This is a genomic window from Pseudomonas taiwanensis DSM 21245, from assembly GCF_000425785.1.
In the GTDB taxonomy this organism is placed as follows: domain Bacteria; phylum Pseudomonadota; class Gammaproteobacteria; order Pseudomonadales; family Pseudomonadaceae; genus Aquipseudomonas; species Aquipseudomonas taiwanensis.
The window spans coordinates 70,018-86,505 of sequence record NZ_AUEC01000021.1; the positions used below are offsets into that span (position 1 = coordinate 70,018).

Annotated in this window: 11 protein-coding genes; 2 read left to right on the plus strand and 9 right to left on the minus strand. The window is 55.8% G+C overall.

Going from position 1 to position 16,488, the window contains the following annotated elements; all coding sequences use genetic code 11:
* Positions 1–60: 60 nt before the first annotated feature.
* Entirely contained in the window at positions 61–5,163 is a 5,103-nt protein-coding gene (locus H620_RS25680) for an RHS repeat domain-containing protein (RefSeq protein ID WP_049818752.1), read from the minus strand.
* Between the two features lie 413 nt (positions 5,164–5,576).
* Here H620_RS25680 and H620_RS0109970 point away from each other — a divergent pair, with 413 nt between their 5' ends.
* Positions 5,577–6,191 (plus strand): hypothetical protein, encoded by a 615-nt coding sequence (locus H620_RS0109970; protein WP_027907256.1) that lies wholly within the window; start codon positions 5,577–5,579, stop codon positions 6,189–6,191.
* A gap of 131 nt (positions 6,192–6,322) precedes the next feature.
* Here the strand turns inward: H620_RS0109970 and istB are convergent, their stop codons facing one another.
* The 3 genes from istB to H620_RS0109985 form a co-directional block, all read right to left on the minus strand.
* Entirely contained in the window at positions 6,323–7,123 is an 801-nt protein-coding gene (gene istB / locus H620_RS0109975; RefSeq protein ID WP_023379379.1) for an IS21-like element helper ATPase IstB, read from the minus strand.
* Entirely contained in the window at positions 7,116–8,615 is a 1,500-nt protein-coding gene (gene istA / locus H620_RS0109980; protein WP_167332798.1) for an IS21 family transposase, read from the minus strand. The genes istB and istA overlap by 8 nt, the downstream gene beginning before the upstream one ends.
* Positions 8,616–8,959: 344 nt before the next feature.
* Positions 8,960–9,322, minus strand: coding sequence for a TolC family protein (locus H620_RS0109985; RefSeq protein WP_081669666.1), 363 nt, complete (start codon positions 9,320–9,322; stop codon positions 8,960–8,962).
* A gap of 475 nt (positions 9,323–9,797) precedes the next feature.
* On the opposite strand from H620_RS0109985, the gene H620_RS26370 reads away from it, so the two are divergent.
* A complete protein-coding gene (locus tag H620_RS26370) occupies positions 9,798–10,340 on the plus strand; it encodes a thioesterase family protein (RefSeq protein ID WP_081669667.1) in 543 nt (180 codons plus the stop codon).
* A gap of 396 nt (positions 10,341–10,736) precedes the next feature.
* Here H620_RS26370 and H620_RS0109990 read toward each other — a convergent pair whose 3' ends face one another.
* From H620_RS0109990 to H620_RS0110010, 5 genes are read right to left on the minus strand one after another with little or no spacing between them, the layout of a single operon-like run.
* Positions 10,737–12,161 carry an aldehyde dehydrogenase family protein gene (locus H620_RS0109990; RefSeq protein WP_027907258.1) on the minus strand — a complete coding sequence of 475 codons (1,425 nt, stop codon included), beginning with the start codon at positions 12,159–12,161 and terminating at the stop codon, positions 10,737–10,739.
* A 53-nt stretch (positions 12,162–12,214) separates the two neighbouring features.
* Positions 12,215–13,639, minus strand: a complete 1,425-nt coding sequence (locus H620_RS0109995) for an amidase (RefSeq protein ID WP_049818753.1) — start codon at positions 13,637–13,639, stop codon at positions 12,215–12,217.
* A complete protein-coding gene (locus tag H620_RS0110000; RefSeq protein WP_027907260.1) occupies positions 13,636–14,748 on the minus strand; it encodes an ABC transporter ATP-binding protein in 1,113 nt (370 codons plus the stop codon). Before H620_RS0110000 ends, H620_RS0109995 begins: the two co-directional genes overlap by 4 nt.
* On the minus strand, positions 14,745–15,533 hold the full coding sequence (locus H620_RS0110005; RefSeq protein ID WP_027907261.1) for an ABC transporter permease: 789 nt from the start codon (positions 15,531–15,533) through the stop codon (positions 14,745–14,747). Before H620_RS0110005 ends, H620_RS0110000 begins: the two co-directional genes overlap by 4 nt.
* Positions 15,530–16,396 carry an ABC transporter permease gene (locus H620_RS0110010; RefSeq protein WP_027907262.1) on the minus strand — a complete coding sequence of 289 codons (867 nt, stop codon included), beginning with the start codon at positions 16,394–16,396 and terminating at the stop codon, positions 15,530–15,532. Before H620_RS0110010 ends, H620_RS0110005 begins: the two co-directional genes overlap by 4 nt.
* Between the last annotated feature and the right edge of the window lie 92 nt (positions 16,397–16,488).

Genomic DNA, 16,488 nt, shown 5'->3' on the forward strand with positions numbered 1-16,488 from the left:
ATTGACTGGCGGCGCGCGTCGTCCATGCAGGCGCCGTGGGGTTGTGCAGGGTCGGTGTGGTCACCAGTACCCGGGCAGCGTTGGCGGGGCCACCCGTGACGAGTCTATCCTGCCGCCCCTAAGACTACTGGGTTTAAATACCCCGCCTTTGTATTTGCCAACAATGAAAACTCCCCATTGGTTGCCATTCGGCGCCGCCGGTGCACCGTTTTGCATTGGTAGTGCCATACCTCCGTTTTGTGGAGCGGCTACGGAGCGGGTCGCTTGTGCAGACCCGGTAGCATTGCTGCTTGCGGCAGGGGCAGGCGTAGATGCCGAGCTTGGTCCCGGAGCTGACGAAGGGCGTTCGGTCAATGACCGTAAACTCGCGCGAGGTCGCCGAATAATACCTCTTGATGATCTACTCGAGTAGGAAATGTGAGTTGTATAATTGTTCGTGATGTTCTGAATGGTCTTCCCACCCGCATTCGCCGTCACAGGCGCCGCGTGCGTTCCATTCGCCCCCTCTCTGAGTGCTTTCACCGCCCCTCTGGTCGCCGCAGCCCCATACCCTGACGCGAACATACCGATGACGGAAAACACGATCGCAAAGTTCTGCAGCAGGCCCGACACTTCCGGGTTGCTGTAAGTCATCGCCGTCGCCACCCCTTGCATGACCAAGGCGATGCCGTTGGCTGCCACACCGATCACGCCGACGACATAACTGGTGGTCACGCCGATGATGGCCGGTGCTGTCCATGGCATTGCTATCGCCGATGCCACGAAAATGGCGGCGGCGGCAGCCACGCCAATCCAGGCATACCAAGGCACCTTGGGCTTTTCCTCTTCGATGCGTTCCAGTGGTGCCTCGCGGCCGCGGGTTACGGGCACGTTGCGGTGGCCGCTCGGGTCTTGCCAGTAAACGGGGTTGCCCAGGGCGTAGACGTACGGGTTGATGCCGGCCTCTTCGGGCGGCAGCGAATCAGGGCTGTGGAAGCGCATCAAGACCGGGTTGTAGGCCCGGTAGCCGCTGCCCAGCAGATACCAGCCAAAAGCACGCTCGCGCGCCTCGCCGTTGAAGGCCAGCAGGCTGCGCATTTGCTTTTCAGTATCCTCAGGCAGTTGCTCACCATAGGGGGCATAGTGGGCATGGCGCGTGCCGTCTGCATCGTGCTCGGTGTTCACGCTGCCTGCATGGTCGGTCAGCAGCAATATGGCGCTGCCTGCTTGCTGCTGGCCCTGGGCTTGGCCGCCGGCATACAAGTACTCTGTGAGCAGGCCGTCTTCCAGAATGCTGTCCAGGGTATGCCCCTGATAGCGCCGCTGCGACTTGCGCTCATCGGTGCCCGAGTAAAGCAACTGATCATGCCCGTCGTAGCCGTACTGTGCCGCTACCTTGTTGTTGGCATCCTGCACCCGGTGCAGGCGACCGAGGCTGTCGTAGTACAGGGCATTGCCGCATTCATCATTGAGCATGTTGCCCAACTCATCGTATTGGAACGACTGTTCTGCCGGGCACCCTTCAGGAGGCAGGGTATGGGTGACCTTCTGTAACCGGAACCTGTCTTGAGATGAGTAGGTAAAGTTCGCGTCGTCCCGGTCTCCATTGTTGAACGTTGTGCGGCAACGCTCGATGTTGTCTACCGCGTCGAACCTGAACAGTTGGGTTGTTATCTGCTGGCCGCCGGCGGTTTCGACGGGGCAATCGTACCTGATCAGGCGGCCAAGGTCGTCATACTCGAACATCTCCTCACGCAGCTTTTGCTCGCCTTGCCAAAGTGTTCGCGAATGCAGCATGTCGTTGTCCAGCCACACTTGCACCAACGTGCGCACGTGGGTGCCGGCGCTCAACGTGCGGCGGGTCTCCCTGCCCAGGGTGTCGTAGTGCAGGGTGCACAGGGTGACGGGCTGTTTTTTCAGGTCGGGGTTGGTCGTGTCGCGCGTCTCTGTGCTTTCCAGCAGCCCGGTGTCTTTGGAGTAGCTCAGCGTCGACTGGAGTTTGCCCTGTGTCACCGTTTTCAGCCGGCCCAACTCATCATAGGCGTAGTCACAGGCCTGGCCATCGCTGTGCTTGCGTCGCGTGGGCAGCCCTTGCCAGGAGTGCTGGTAAGTGGCGCTGTACGATGTGCCGTCAGTGTCGGTCAAGTGCTCTTCGCTAAGGTCGCCCTGGTCGTTGTACACATATCGGCGTTTACCCAACGCGTTGTTGGCATGGATAATTTCCGAGCTCTCACCGTCATAGTCGAAGTCTGCTGCCTGCTGGCCTTCTTGTGTCGCACGCCCGTGTTCATCTTCCCGTGTTGCAACGAGCTTGCTGGGTTGCTCGGTCAGCTCCGGCTTGTATTCATAGGCGATGACCCGCTTGCGGACGCCCTTGCCTGTTGCTTCGCGGCTAAATGATGTGCGCGTGTCGACCAGGTGGGTCATGCCCTGATAGGTGTATTCTTCTACCCGCGCACCCACACTCATGTGGACAAGGCGGCCAAGCCCGTCGAACTTGCGCTCGTAGAGCATTTGCTCAGGTGAACTGCTGTCCACTTTCAAATGCAGTTCCGTGACCAGCTCGCCCATGCTGTGGTTGGCGAACGTGCGCGACAGGGTGCTGTTGTCAGGCCGCTGGTGGGTGGTCATGCGCCCGAGGGCGTCGTAGGTAAACCTGCTGGTGAATGTTCTGAGTTCCGGAACGTTGAGTGTTTCGGTTCGGCTCAGGCAGCGACCAAGGCCGTCGTAGGTAGAGTCAGTGCGACCGGCCACGCGTGAAACCCATTTCGCACCGCTTTCAGGGGCTTCGGGGTCATCCACTGCTTCTTCTACCAGGCGGTACTCATAAACGGGTTTGTTGAAGCGATTGAGCTTGCTTACGGTCTGCTGCAGCCTGCGCCCAGGCGCATCCGGGCTCTCGATCCAGCGGGTGACCAGCGGGCCACCGGGTTCGAGCGGCGATGTGTCAACGCATTCCTTGATGCCATCGGGGCGCACGGTTTCACACAGTTGGCCCCAGCCATCATAGGCGTAGCGTGACTCCAGCTCGAGAACGTGCGGCTCTGGCGCCCCGTCCTTGCCCGGTAGATAGTCATAGGTGGTTTCGCTCTGCAAGCGGCCGGCCGAGTCATAATGCTGCTCGGCCATCGTGCGCTTGACGACCACCCCGGTCACGGCATCCTTGGCTTCGCGCTCCTCCCGGATCGGGCGGTGACTGCCATCGAAAACGATCCGTGTGATTACACCTTTGCTGTCGGTGGCTTCTTCGCAAGCGCGTTTGCGGCGGTTGTCGTCGATCAGCTTATAGACGGTGGTACGTGTGGTGGCAAAGTCAGTACCGGGGCTTGCGATCGTCGCAGTGACGCGGCCAAGTACATCATGGTGGTAACGGGTGAACACATCGTTGGCATCGTGTTCCAGCACCACCTGGCCGTCGTACATGGAATAGGTGGTGGCCGTTTTTTTCACAAGCGTATGGGTGTGGTCGGTAAAGGTTTCGGTACTGCGGCTCCAGGTGAGTTCGCCGTTGTCGTCCTTGACCTTTTCGTACTTCCACTCGCTGGTGGTTGTCTTGTCGTTGATCGTCAGCGATTGTTGATCGAGTCGCCCATGCAGGAACGGCGTGTCCATTTTGTCCAGGTAGCGGCGATGCTTGCTGTTCAGTAGTTTGCGTTCTTTACCGAGGCCTTCGAATGTGTCTTCCTGTTCCAGTGACAACCATGCTGGCAGGTCCAGGTCAGGATCCGTTTGTGGCAGTGCGGCCAGGCGGGTATAGACGTATTCGCTACTGATGGTCTGGGCCTGTGGTTCTCCCGGGCTGGATGGGGCGGCAGGGTGGATGACGACGGACTTGAGGTTGCGTTCAAAGCCTTCCGGGTCATCCGCACCAGGGTAATAGGTGCGTTCCATGCGCGAGCCGTCAGCTTTGAGCTCCGTCAACAAGTTGCCATGGTCATCGTAGGTGGTTTGCGTCTGCTCGTAGTCGCCCACCGTCGGATCGCCCACCTTACCCCAGGACTTCGTCACGCTGGCTGGCAGCTGGAAATACGTAGGTTGATCTTTGAACTGTACGTTTGCTCTTTCGTGATACACCGTTTTGATGGTCTCGATACAGCCGTTATCCGTGGTCGCCTGAGACGTCATCAAGTGGAACCGGTTGAACGTGCTTTCGACCGTTCGGTAGATTTTATTGTCGCGGTAGTGCTCGGCGGTAGATCCGTATTCAAAGGTATGACCTGTAAACTTGTAGAGTTGGTCCGTTCCATCCTCAGTGCCATACACCAGCCCTGTGCCGTTACCTAAGAAGTTATTGCTGGAATAAGTGTATTTCGTGAGGATATGCGTGCTGCTGTCACGCTCATCGGGTTTGACCCAGTGCTCATTGACGGAGGGTAAGTACCGGTCGATGCCTGGATATTTATGGCCAGCAGTCCCCTCGTGATAACTGATCGTTTCCAGGCCTTTGTCGGGGTTTTCGACACTGACGAGGAAGGGCAGTTGATCGTAATGTTTGTATTTCAGTTCCCAGTATTCGTCGGCCGATGTGGGCAGGGTTAATTTTCTAAGTTCGTTGTTCTCCAGGTCCAACGTGTACTTGGCCGGGCGGCGCGTTGTGGGGTTGACGATCACCTCTGCCTGGATGTCGGAGGGGTATTTTATCTCCAGCAGTGTACGACCCGTGTCATCTTTGATGAGCTGCAGACGTGCCTTGGACTTACGGGTGTCGTAACTCAGGTTGATGCCATGGCCAGAGGCTCCCATGACACGGACAGGCACGGCAATGGTCGCGTCGTTTACCTGAGGCTCGAGTATCTCCACCAGGCCGCCTTTATGGGCAACGCGAAGGCGTTTCCGATTGCCTTTACTGATGTTGCTGAAGCGAAAGCTGTCCAGTTTCTTTTCTACGATAACAGGCGGATTGCCCGGTCCGTTGTCGGCGACGTTAAACGATTCGCCGGTGTGCAGGGCGAGCATGCCGGTGCTGATATTGAACGTGCTTAGTTTAAGGCTCCAGCCCATGCCAAACCCGTTGTTATCGTTGCTCATTGGGTTGAAGTTCAATTGCAAGGGCAGGTCTGGGCCGCACTGATCGTTGGCATTCAAAGCGGGAAGGGCAATGGACAACGTGTAGAGGCCAGTACGAGGGTCGACGCTGCTCTGCATGAAACTTGAGAAATTGAATGCATTCGATGTGGTTGCCATGATGCAGGTTCCTGGGGGTGCGGTATGCGTTGAATGGCCTGTGTTCAGCGATGGGCCCACTACCAGAATTTTTCCGCTGGGGCGGATACGCCCTCGTCATAACTGCGGTGCGGTAGTCAGGGATCGCATTCGAGACAAGCTGTCTACCCCGAAGGCTAAGAAAAAAGCCAACTACATGCACCTGGCAAAACTGCTAGGTCTGTGCGCTTCCCCGCGTTTCGGGCCGTGCGCGGTCAACCTGTTATTTTTGCTAGTTGTGGGGCAGGCGAGGTCGGACTAAAACTGTCCGGGCAAGCAACCGAGCCGGGTGACAGGCATTGTAAGAATGCCGTTTTCGCGCTGTTTATTTAGCTAATTGATGGATGCGCACCTGAGCGAAGTGCAGGTGTTCGCCCTTTTATGGAAGTTTCGATATGAATGAGCAGCTTGATAAAGACGAGGCTTTGGAGGCGCCCGCGATTGAGGGCTTGACTGCATTCGGTGAAATTGATCTGGATGAACTCGGCAACAAGCCTCTGAAGACCTTGATCAAATACACAGGTATGAAGATTGACGATCTGGTGCGGGTGCGCTGGCTGGGCCGTAGTGTTGCCGGCGAAGCGTATGACTTCGCAGCGGACTATCCCGTCCAGGACGAACATCTGGACGACGGACTCCAAATAGAGATCGCGAATGCTTATATCGCAAATGCCGCAGGCGGTGAGGCATTTTATTCCTATACCCGTCTGGCTGATGGCCCGGTGCCTGACGCTGAGTCGTTACGAACGTTTTGCTATATCGGCGTGAGGCCGCGCGGACAAGTTGAAACACCGTCTGTACTGCACGCTATTCATTCCCATGGATTGATCATTCAACCCGATAAGCTGCCAGGCGCAGGTATGACCGTTGTGGTGCCCCGCTACCAGTCAATGCAGGAGGGAGACAAGGTCACTCTAACGGTCGAGTGCTATGAGCCGGACGGGACGCGCGATGACACCTGGAAAAAGGTGGTCACGGTCGGTAAAATGTCGGCGCTGATTGAAAATTGACCCACCCTGCCGATTGAAAAATGACCCAGGGCTGCTTGCCGATTTAGACCCCGGCAATTGTGGATAAGCCTAGCAGTCGACAGCGTCGTAAAAGTGCTGACCCTGCACTCAGCAAGGCCAGCCCAAAGAGGTCAAAACGGGTCGTCCTCCGCCTCCTCGATATCCTGTCGCCTACGCTCCCTCGCCTGGATCTTGGTCTTGGCCACCAAGGTGCTGTTTTGCAGGCGGTACGATTCATTCCCCGTCTCGACGATGTGGCAGTGGTGTGTCAATCGGTCGAGCAAGGCCGTGGTCATCTTGGCGTCGCCAAATACGCTCGACCATTCGGCGAAGCTGAGATTGGTGGTGATGATCACGCTGGTGTGCTCGTAAAGCTTCGAGAGCAGGTGGAACAGCAAGGCTCCGCCGCTCTGACTGAAAGGTAGGTAACCAAGCTCATCAAGGATTACCAGATCTGCACGCAGTAGCCCCCGGGCGATCCGCCCCGTTTTGCCCTCGTGCTTATCACGTTCCAGCAGGTTGACCAGATCGACCGTGGAGTGGAAGCGTACACGCTTGTTGTGTTGGGTGATGCCGGCCACCGCCAGGGCGGTGGCGAGGTGCGTTTTACCGGTGCCAGGGCCGCCGATGAACACCACATTTTGAGCTGTGTCGGTGAAGGTCAGAGTGGACAGTTCCTTGATCAGCCGGGCATCAGCGCTGGATACACCGAAGTCGAAGCCAGCCAGATCGCGGTGCATGGGCAGTTTCGCCATATTCATCTGATGATGTACCGAGCGCACTGCCCGGTCGGCGTGTTCCTGATCGAGGAGATGCTCGATCAGCCATTTCGATGAGGCGGTGGTGGATTCACCTTGTGCGGCCAGATCTGCCCAGGCAGTGGCCATGCCGTGCAGGCGTAAGTCTTTGAGTTCCTCTGTAAGATCACGCATTGCGCACCTCCTCATCTGTGCTGCGCAACCGGTCATAGCGCGCGGTATTGGCGATAGGGGTAACTTTCAGTTGCAGGTTGGTTTCGACCGAGGGTGGTGCGTCACGGGCGGTCAGACGGGCCACGATATTGAGGATGTGGTCAGCGCTCAGGCTGCCGGACTCCAAAACCAGCTCAACCGCTACGAGGACAGCATCCAGCCCAGCGATGGGCACGGCGGCCAAGACCTGGGTCATGACCCGATCACCCTGTAGATGCCGCCGCAGCCCGCGCCTGAGCAGGCGTAGTGGCTTGGGCAGGTCGGCAAACGGGGCACCATTGCGTAGGGCTCCCGGTTTACGCTCAATGAGGGGGATATAGTGTTGCCAGTCGTAGCTGACCTGATCGCGATCAAACAGGCGCTCATGGCTGGCAATCACACCATCATCGGCAATCACGACGATCCGCGAGGGATAGAGCTGACTGCTAACCCACTGTCCAACACGCTCGCAGGGTACTGAATAGCGGTTGCGAGCCACGTTGATCAGACAGGTGCTGGAAACGCGAACCGTGCGCTCTACATAGCCGTTGAAGGGCGTCGGCATCGGCATCATTTCGACGCGCTCCAGCTCCAAGACTTCTGCGACGGTGAGGCCGTTGTACTGCGGATGGATCAGCTCGTGCCACAGAGCCCGGCAGCGCTGGGCAAGCCAGGCATTCAGCTCTTCGAAGCTATGGAAAGTGTTGTCGCGGGCGGCCAGCCAGATGCGGCGCCGACTGTCTTGGACGTTCTTTTCGACGATACCTTTTTCCCAGCCGGACGCTACGTTGCAGAAGTCCGGGTCGAACAGGTAGTGCGAGCACATCACCATGAAACGAGCATTGACCGTGCGACCTTTACCCTTGGAGACCTTGTCGACCGCCGTTTTCATGTTGTCGTAGATGCCGCGACGCGGCACGCCGCCCAAGGCGGCGAATGAGCGGGTATGGGCATCGAACAGCATCTCATGCCCTTGGCTGGGATAGGCCACAAGCCAGAAGGCTCGGCTGGCACAGAGCTTCATATGCGCGACCTGGACGCGCCTGAAAACACCGCCAATCAGCAGACCTTCCTCGCTCCAATCGAACTGGAAGGCCTCGCCCAGCGCGAACGCCAACGGCACAAATGCCCGTACCGCCTTGCCTTGTTCTCCGCGCCAATGACGAACGAAGGCAGTGAGCTGGCTGTAGCCGCCGTCATAGCCTTCAGCGCGAATCATGGCCAGTAGCGCCTTGGCACTGCGGCGATGTTGCTTCGCCCTCAAGGCATCAGCCCGCAGCGCCTGCTCCAACATCTCGTGAAAGGGACTGAGCTTGTTGAACACGGCTCGACGCTGATAAACCGGCTGCTTGGACTCCGGCGCTCTGACCCATTTTCGGATGGTGTTGCGCGACAGGCCGGTGCGCTTGACTATCTCATGCAACGACAGCTTGTCGCGGAAATACATCCGCCGAATTTTGCCCATCATTTCCATGCTGATCACCCTGTGTTCTCCTGCTCAAAAAATGAGCAGGTGCAGTGGAACACCTGGGTCAGTTTTCAGTCAGCACAATGGGCGAAACTGGGTCAGTTTTCGGTCAGCGGCAACATCGAGCAGAAGGACGCTTGAAATCTGTTGCACTGAGCCCCACAGCAAGCATCTGTAGCAACTGACCACCACCAAGGCACTGTTGCGTGCATAGATTGCGGAATGGATACTTAAAGTGGCTCCTTTCGAAATGTAACGTGCTGGCAGAGAGGCCGAGGCTTGAAGCGCTACGAATGCCTTTTTTCTGCTCTTCCGCCTGCTTACAAAGTTGCATCTGAGGTCACAACGCATCAGCCTGGCTGCTGAGCCCACCCGCCGCCAAGCGATACCATCAAGCCAATGCATGTCTCTACCTGCTTGATATGTAGCGCTTGAAGATCCTGCTTCGTCTGCAGCGCATCGAGCTGGGCGGTGAGAACGTCGAGAAGGCTTACCGCTCCCTGCTTGTAGCTATTCATGGCAATACTTTCTGCTGCCGTGGCAGCATCTGCAGCGCTTTTCACATCCCTGGCTTGTTGGCCAAGATCGCCGATCTGGGCAAGGTTATCTTCAACCTCGCGCACAGCATGAAGCACCTTATTGTGATAGGACTCAGCAGCCTCATCGAACTCAGCCACGACTTTCTGCTCAGCCGCATCTCGTTTCCCCCAGATGTTGGGCTAGACCACTTCTCCGCTGGATGGCGACATCATCCCCCACTCGCTTATGGGCCGAAAAAACCAGCGCCCGGAGATACGCGTCTTATATAAAAATGCGACGCTTCAGGCATATGTTAGAAGCGAAATTAACAGACTAGCCACACGCCCCACAAATTCCTTCACACCTTCCCTCTAACCATCCCTCGCACCGATCAAGATGAAGAGTTACTTGAGCCGACCAAGTCAGACCACGCTTACCAAATCTCTCAGCATCTATCCCAACAATTCCAATAAGTTCAGCATCGCAGCCTGATTGCTTCATATTCATGATATCCATCGTAGAGCACACCCGTATACCATGCTTGCTTCAACGACGCGATTCAAACCAAATACTTTGTCATGAATCGCATGAATTATTTCACTTATAAACCTGTTTAGAAACATGATTCTCGACTAGGATTCCGCTCTTTCCATTGCAGGGCTTAGCTCCATGAATCTCTGGTTCCGTTTGTTACTACTGCTGCTGCGCCGTCCTTGGCGGAATCCAACTTCAGGTTTAGCTACAACTGTAACCCGTTTAAGGGTTTGGCCTCTAGACCTTGACTTTAACCGGCACGTCACTAACGGACGTTACTTCACAATGTCTGACGTCGCGCGAATGGATTACGTGTTACGCACCGGTGCTTTTCGTGCAGCGCTAAGGCACCGCGCAATACCGATAGTTGGTGACGCTTTAGGCAAGTTTCGCCAAGAACTGAAATTATTCGAGAGTTTTGAAATCCACACCAGCTTGTTGGGCTGGGATAGCAAGTGGTCATTCATCGAACATCGTTTCGTCAAACATGGGAGGGTAATCGCCGTGATTGTTATTCGTGGTTTGTTCCGGAGCCCTCGAGGCAACGTCTGTCCAACCGAATTCGCCCGCGAGCTGGGTTTGGAGGAGCACTCACCACCTTTGCCTGAATGGCTGACACAGTGGTCAGCCAGCTGTGACGGCCTCAGCTCCTGCCTTCGAGACGGGGAGTCGTTATAAATAAGCCTAAATTGCGGAACACTAAATAGGATGCGCCAGGTTGCAGGCATTCCTGAACGACCTGGGCTTTGAACGGTTTCGGATAAGAGCTTCGTTGGCGCATGGAAATCCTGACGATAAGGGCGATCGCGTCCGCTTAAAAATACGCGGACACCATCGCCCTTAAAGCTGGAGTTCGGAAGGAGAGTTCGCCGTCCGCTTACTGCCGATTGGGTTTCTCGGCATTTCGTAAAGAGCCTAGGAAATTAGGCACGATGCAAGCAGTCCAAAGTGGTGGCCCGATTGCGGTAACCAATTATTGGGAGTTGACTCTTTCGCGGCCTGGCGATCTCTGATTAGGAACTCGCAGCGAGCAATCCTGAATAGGCATTGCTCGCCGAAACCATGACCTCTTGATCAATAACCCACAATGCCTTTCACTTCCAGAAATTCTTCAAGTCCAAACTCAGCATACTCCCGACCATTTCCTGACTGCTTGAAACCTCCAAATGGCGCAGCTGGGTTCCAGGCTGGATAATTGATGTAGACCGTCCCTGCCTCCAAGCTACCTGCAACCCTAGCTAATGCTTCACGATCAGCCCCTTGAACATAGGCGGCCAAGCCATACACAGTATCGTTCGCTAAAGCGATTGCGTCCGCCTCCGACTCATAAGGAATAATAGCCAGCACTGGGCCAAAAATCTCCTCCTTGGAAATGGTCATCCAAGGTTTGACATTCGCAAAAATAGTTGGCCGTACAAAGTGACCGCGCATTAAGTCTTCGGGACGACCCACACCACCGGCTATCAAGTCTGCACCTTCATTGATCCCTTTCTGAATCGATGCTTGGATTTTCTCAAATTGCTGCCTGCTAATCACAGGCCCAATATCAATTCCATCTTCAGTAGGCAGACCCGTGCGGATTTTCGAGGCTGTTGCCGCTGCAATACCGACAGCTTTATCGTGCAAAGCTGCTGGTACCAGCATCCGGGTTGGGGCATTGCAACTTTGGCCAGCATTGCTAAAACACGCGAAAACGCCCTTTCTAACAGCATCCTCCAGGTTGGCATCGGGAAGCAAAATGTTAGCGGACTTTCCCCCAAGCTCCTGGTGTACTCGCTTGATGGTGTCTGCAGCGGATTTGGCAACTAGAATGCCAGCCTGGGTAGAACCTGTGAACGACACCATGTCAATCCCGGGGTGCTGAGAGATCGCACCTCCTACCGTGACGCCATCGCCATTGACCAGATTGAAAACTCCGGGCGGCACACCCGCTTCGTCCATAATCTCTGCAAACAAAATCGCGTTAAGGGGTGCCAACTCCGAGGGTTTAAGCACCATAGTGCAGCCTGCGGCAATTGCAGGCGCGACCTTGCAGAGAATCTGGTTCATTGGCCAGTTCCACGGAGTGATCATACCCACCACTCCGATTGGCTCCTTGCTTACGCGCAGCCCTGCTTCACGTACCTGGACGAAAGAAAACTGTTCAAGAGTTTTGATGATCTGCTGGAGATGTCGGCTGCCGATGCCTGCCTGCCACTGGACTGCAAATGGTAACGGAGCCCCCATTTCCTGGCTCATCGTCTCCCCAAGCTGATTCAGTCGACTGTCATAAACCTCCAGAATTCGTTGCAATAGAGCCAATCGGTCGCTGGGCGAAGTTTTGGAGAAACTCTGAAACGCCCTTCTCGCAGCGTGAACAGCCAAGTCGACGTCCTGAGCGTTGCCTAAGCTGATCTCTCCGACAGTTTCTTCGGTTGCAGGGTTTTCGACTTTCAAGCGCTGCCGATCTGCAGGGGTGACCCATTCGCCGTCAATGTAGAAACTCAGTGAATTGTCCATACACCACTCCTTTGGAAGCTCAGGCTTACCGCCTCAGCACAGGTTGCAGTTGCTTAGTGAGACGCAGCTAAAAGCAATTCGATTGTTTTGCCTAGCGCAAGTAATCGCGCGTCTTGTCCCCTGGACATGACTAGTTGTAGACCAATGGGAATACCGTTTTCGGTCGTACCGCATGGCATCGCCAACGCAGGTTGCTGACTGAGATTGATAGGGAAGCTGAAGCCTGCCCACTCAGTCCAGTGCTTGTAGGCACCGTCTGGTGGCACCTCCATCCCTGCAGCGAAGGGAAGGATTGAGGCGGCTGGTGAGATCAAGACGTCATAGTCGTTAAGCAAGCTCTCCATCGCTGCTCCAAACGCTGCACGACGATTCTGCGCATCCACAAGCTCTGCAGCGCTCCAGTCGCCCCCTTGACGGGCAGTACTGATAAAGCCGGGATCCATGAACGCCTGCGCATTTTGAGGTAAAGCCGCCAGACGTGCAGCTGCACCAGAGAACCAATGGCGCTGAAAAATATTCAGAATTTCGGCAGCGGGTAGATCAACCACCTCAACTGATGCGCCTTGCTGGACGAGACGCTCAACCACCGCGTCTAGGCGCTGCTGAATGGCAAGGTCAACATGGCCCTGTGGGGGGCTGCGCCAGTAAGCGATTCGCTGCCCTCGCAACTCCACTTGGCCGCTGTGCAAGGCAGGTAACGCTCCGGCGCCTTGAGCCCAGTCCGTAATGCTTCTACCCGACATCGCGTGCAGCATTAACTCCGCATCCGCTACACTGCGCGCCATTGGCCCAAGGTGCGCGACCGTTCCGAAGACGCTTGCCGGGTACGCAGGCACACGACCGAATGTAGGCTTGAGGCCAACTATGCCTGTAAACGCTGCAGGCACGCGAATTGAACCACCACCATCCGTACCAAGATGAAGCACTCCAGCGCCAGTGGCTGCAGCCACCGCCGCGCCACCCGAAGAGCCACCTGGCGTCAGCGATGGATCGTATGGGTTACGAGTCACACCAAAACGCGGGCTGTCAGTAACTGCTTTCCAGCCAAACTCTGGTGTAGTCGTCTGTCCGATGAAAACTGATCCCGCATTTCGCATCAGCCCAACCGCAGGAGCATCTGCGGAACAGGGAAGCTGAGATGTCGTGTGAGAGCCGTAACTTACGCGCCAGCCTTCAACCCAAACGATGTCTTTAAGTGTTGTCGGAATGCCATCAACGGGTGATAAAGGTTTACCGCTTCTCCACCGGCGCTCCGATGCATGGGCCGCTGCCAGCGCTCGCTCTGCGTCAAGGAATGTGAACGCATTAAACTTCGGATTGATCTCCTCAGCACGATCCAATGCCGCCTGAGTAGCCTCAACTGGCGACAGCTCCTTGCGCCGGAAAGCTTCGGCCATGGCGACTGCGCCGATCTGTGCCAGCGCGGAAGCGTCCGCCAACGGAGCAGGTACATCTGTGTGTAGTGGGGGCTTGTTCACATCTTTTCCTCTTCATCAGCAGGCGAGTCGTCTGGTAGAAAGATGCCGTCCGCTGGGAGCCATTCGACCACTACAACGTCACCGATCTCAAAGAGAGCTTGCCGCGCCGGCATCCGTGAGGTAACCACAGAGCCATTGGATAAAATAACGTCGTAGCGCACGTCAGCACCTAAGTAGAGTTTTTCGGTCACCACGGCTGGGAGACTGTTAAATCCGGCAACTCCATTGCCGCGCGCAAGGCGAACCTTGTCTGGGCGTATTAACAGTGCGTGAGGGCCAGGGGCTTGGGGCAATTTATCGATTACGACTTCCTGGTTAGCCACATTGAGAAGTACGCGCTGCCCTTCAATCCGATAGGGGCCTCGGATAATCGAACTCTCGCCAATGAATCGGCCTACAAAAAGGGTTTTGGGTCGTTCGTATAGCTCCTCACTGGAGCCGATTTGTTCGACCTTGCCCTTGTTGAAAACCGCGATCCGATCCGACAGCACCAGAGCCTCTTCCTGGTCATGGGTCACGTAGATAAAAGTGCTTCCGATCTCACGGTGCAGCCGCTTGATCTCCAACTGAAGGACTTCACGCAGCTTCTTATCAAGAGCGCCAAGCGGTTCGTCCATGAGCAACAGAGGGGGAGAAAAAACCATTGCCCTAGCAAGGGCTACGCGTTGCTGTTGTCCGCCAGATAGCGCGCTCGGATAACGGTCAGCAAATGCAGCCAGCTCTACTTTGGCCAGCGCATCAGCCACCGCTACCTGACGCTCAGCTCTAGGGACGCCTCGTTGGCGTAGCGGATAGGCGACGTTTTGTTCCACCGTCATGTGCGGGAACAATGCGTAGTGCTGAAATACAACACCGATATTGCGCTTGTGGGCAGGAACGTGGCTGATAGCCTGCCCTCCCAGATGTATCTCACCTTCACTCAGATTGGTAAAACCAGCGATGGCGTTAAGGGTCGTGGTTTTTCCCGAACCTGATGGGCCAAGAAACGAGATGAACTCCCCCGGATTGACGTCCAGGTCAATGTTATCGAGCGCTGTGAAGGGCCCATAGTATTTACTGGCATTGGTGATCTTTATCGCGGCGCCCCGCTGCGGCGTTGCATTGGTCATGACTTACGTCCTTTAGAACTGAAGAAAAAGCTCGCACTGACCGCCAACAGGGTCGCGGCAAACATCAAGGTGCCTAGGGCCGCTACAGTGGGGTCGGAGTCTCGGGTCATGGATGAATAGATCTGTACCGGCAGTGTTTTAATCTGTGGGCTCGCGATGAACAGGGAAACAACCACCTCGTCAAAGGAGGTGACAAAAGCAAAGATTGCGCCCGAAACGAGACCAGGCATGATTAAAGGAACTGTCACGCTAAAGAACGTAGAGAGCTTCGAAGCACCCAGACTTGCGGCTGCGGTTTCCAGTCGGTTATCAAACATCGCCAAACTGGCACCTACTGCGATGATCACAAATGGGATCGCCAATAGAGTATGAGCCAAAATGAAGCCGCTGTACGTGCCAACCATATGAGTCTGGAGACACACTGCGTAGATACCTACTGCCAGCACTACCCCCGGAATGATGATTGGGGTGAGCAGCATCAGGCGAATTACTGCTCCAGCACGACTCTGCATTCGATGGATACCCAATGCCGCCATTGCGCCTATAGCAGTAGCTAAGACGGCGACCACCGAACCGATCTTGATCGATGTCCACAAACTTCCAGACCATGCAGCGTCAGTGAAAATGTTCTTGTACCACTGCAGCGAAAATCCAGTGGGAGGAAACGCTAGCGATTGGCGATCAGCGAATGACATAGGAATGATTACAAGTGTCGGAGCTACCAGCCAAAGCGCGATAAATCCGCAAATTGCCCCCAGAGTCAGACGACCTAACAGCTCGCTCATTTGCTACCTCCGGTTGCGTCGTACTTACGCTTCAGGAGCGGTGCGACAACCACCAACAGAGCCATTGTCGCCACCAGCAAAACCACTCCCATTGCGCCTCCGCGCCCCCAGTTCAGCAAGGAAAGGACTTGCTGTTGAATCAACGTCGACAGCAACGTACTGGCAGGGCCGCCGAGTAACAGAGGTGTGATATAGAAACCGAGAGCCAGAATGAAGACCGTCAGCGCCCCAGCGGCTACGCCAGGCAGCGACAGGGGAAGATATACTTGGAAAAAGATGCCAATAGGCGACCCGCCAAGGCTGCTAGCTGCTTGTAGCAGGCGCATATCGATACTGCGCATCACCGAATACAACGGCATGACCATAAACGGGAGCAATATTTGCGTCATACCGATATTCACTCCAAGTTGGGTGCGGATGAGCCGAAGCTTATCGAAGCCCAGAGACATCAGAGCGTGGTTAATCAGCCCTGAGTCCTGAAGCAAAATGACCCAAGCGAACGTTCGGATCACACCTGAAACCAGAAAAGGCACCATCACGCAAAGCATCATTAATGTGCGCAGACGAGGTCCTACGACGGACATTGCAAAAGCGAAAGGATAGGCCGTTATCACACAGCACAGAGTGACCCAGAATGCAGTGTTGAACGTACGGGCGAGTATGGTGATGTTTACGTCACCACTGAAGAACCATTGATAGTTCTGAAGTCCAAGCGCGGGCTCAGTGAAACTGCGCAAAACGATGATGGCCAGAGGCGCAATCATCACGCAAATAAACAAGGCTAGCGCCGGCAGGGTGAGTAAGAACGACCGCGTCTGCACCGCCTTGGGCGACTTGGGCGTACTCGGTTGAATCATGGACATATTGTGCTACCTTCGGGCAAAGAGGAGTAACTTGCCGCAGCTGTGGCCGCGAAACACGCCACCGATCGGGCGCCTTCGCCCGACCGATAGCA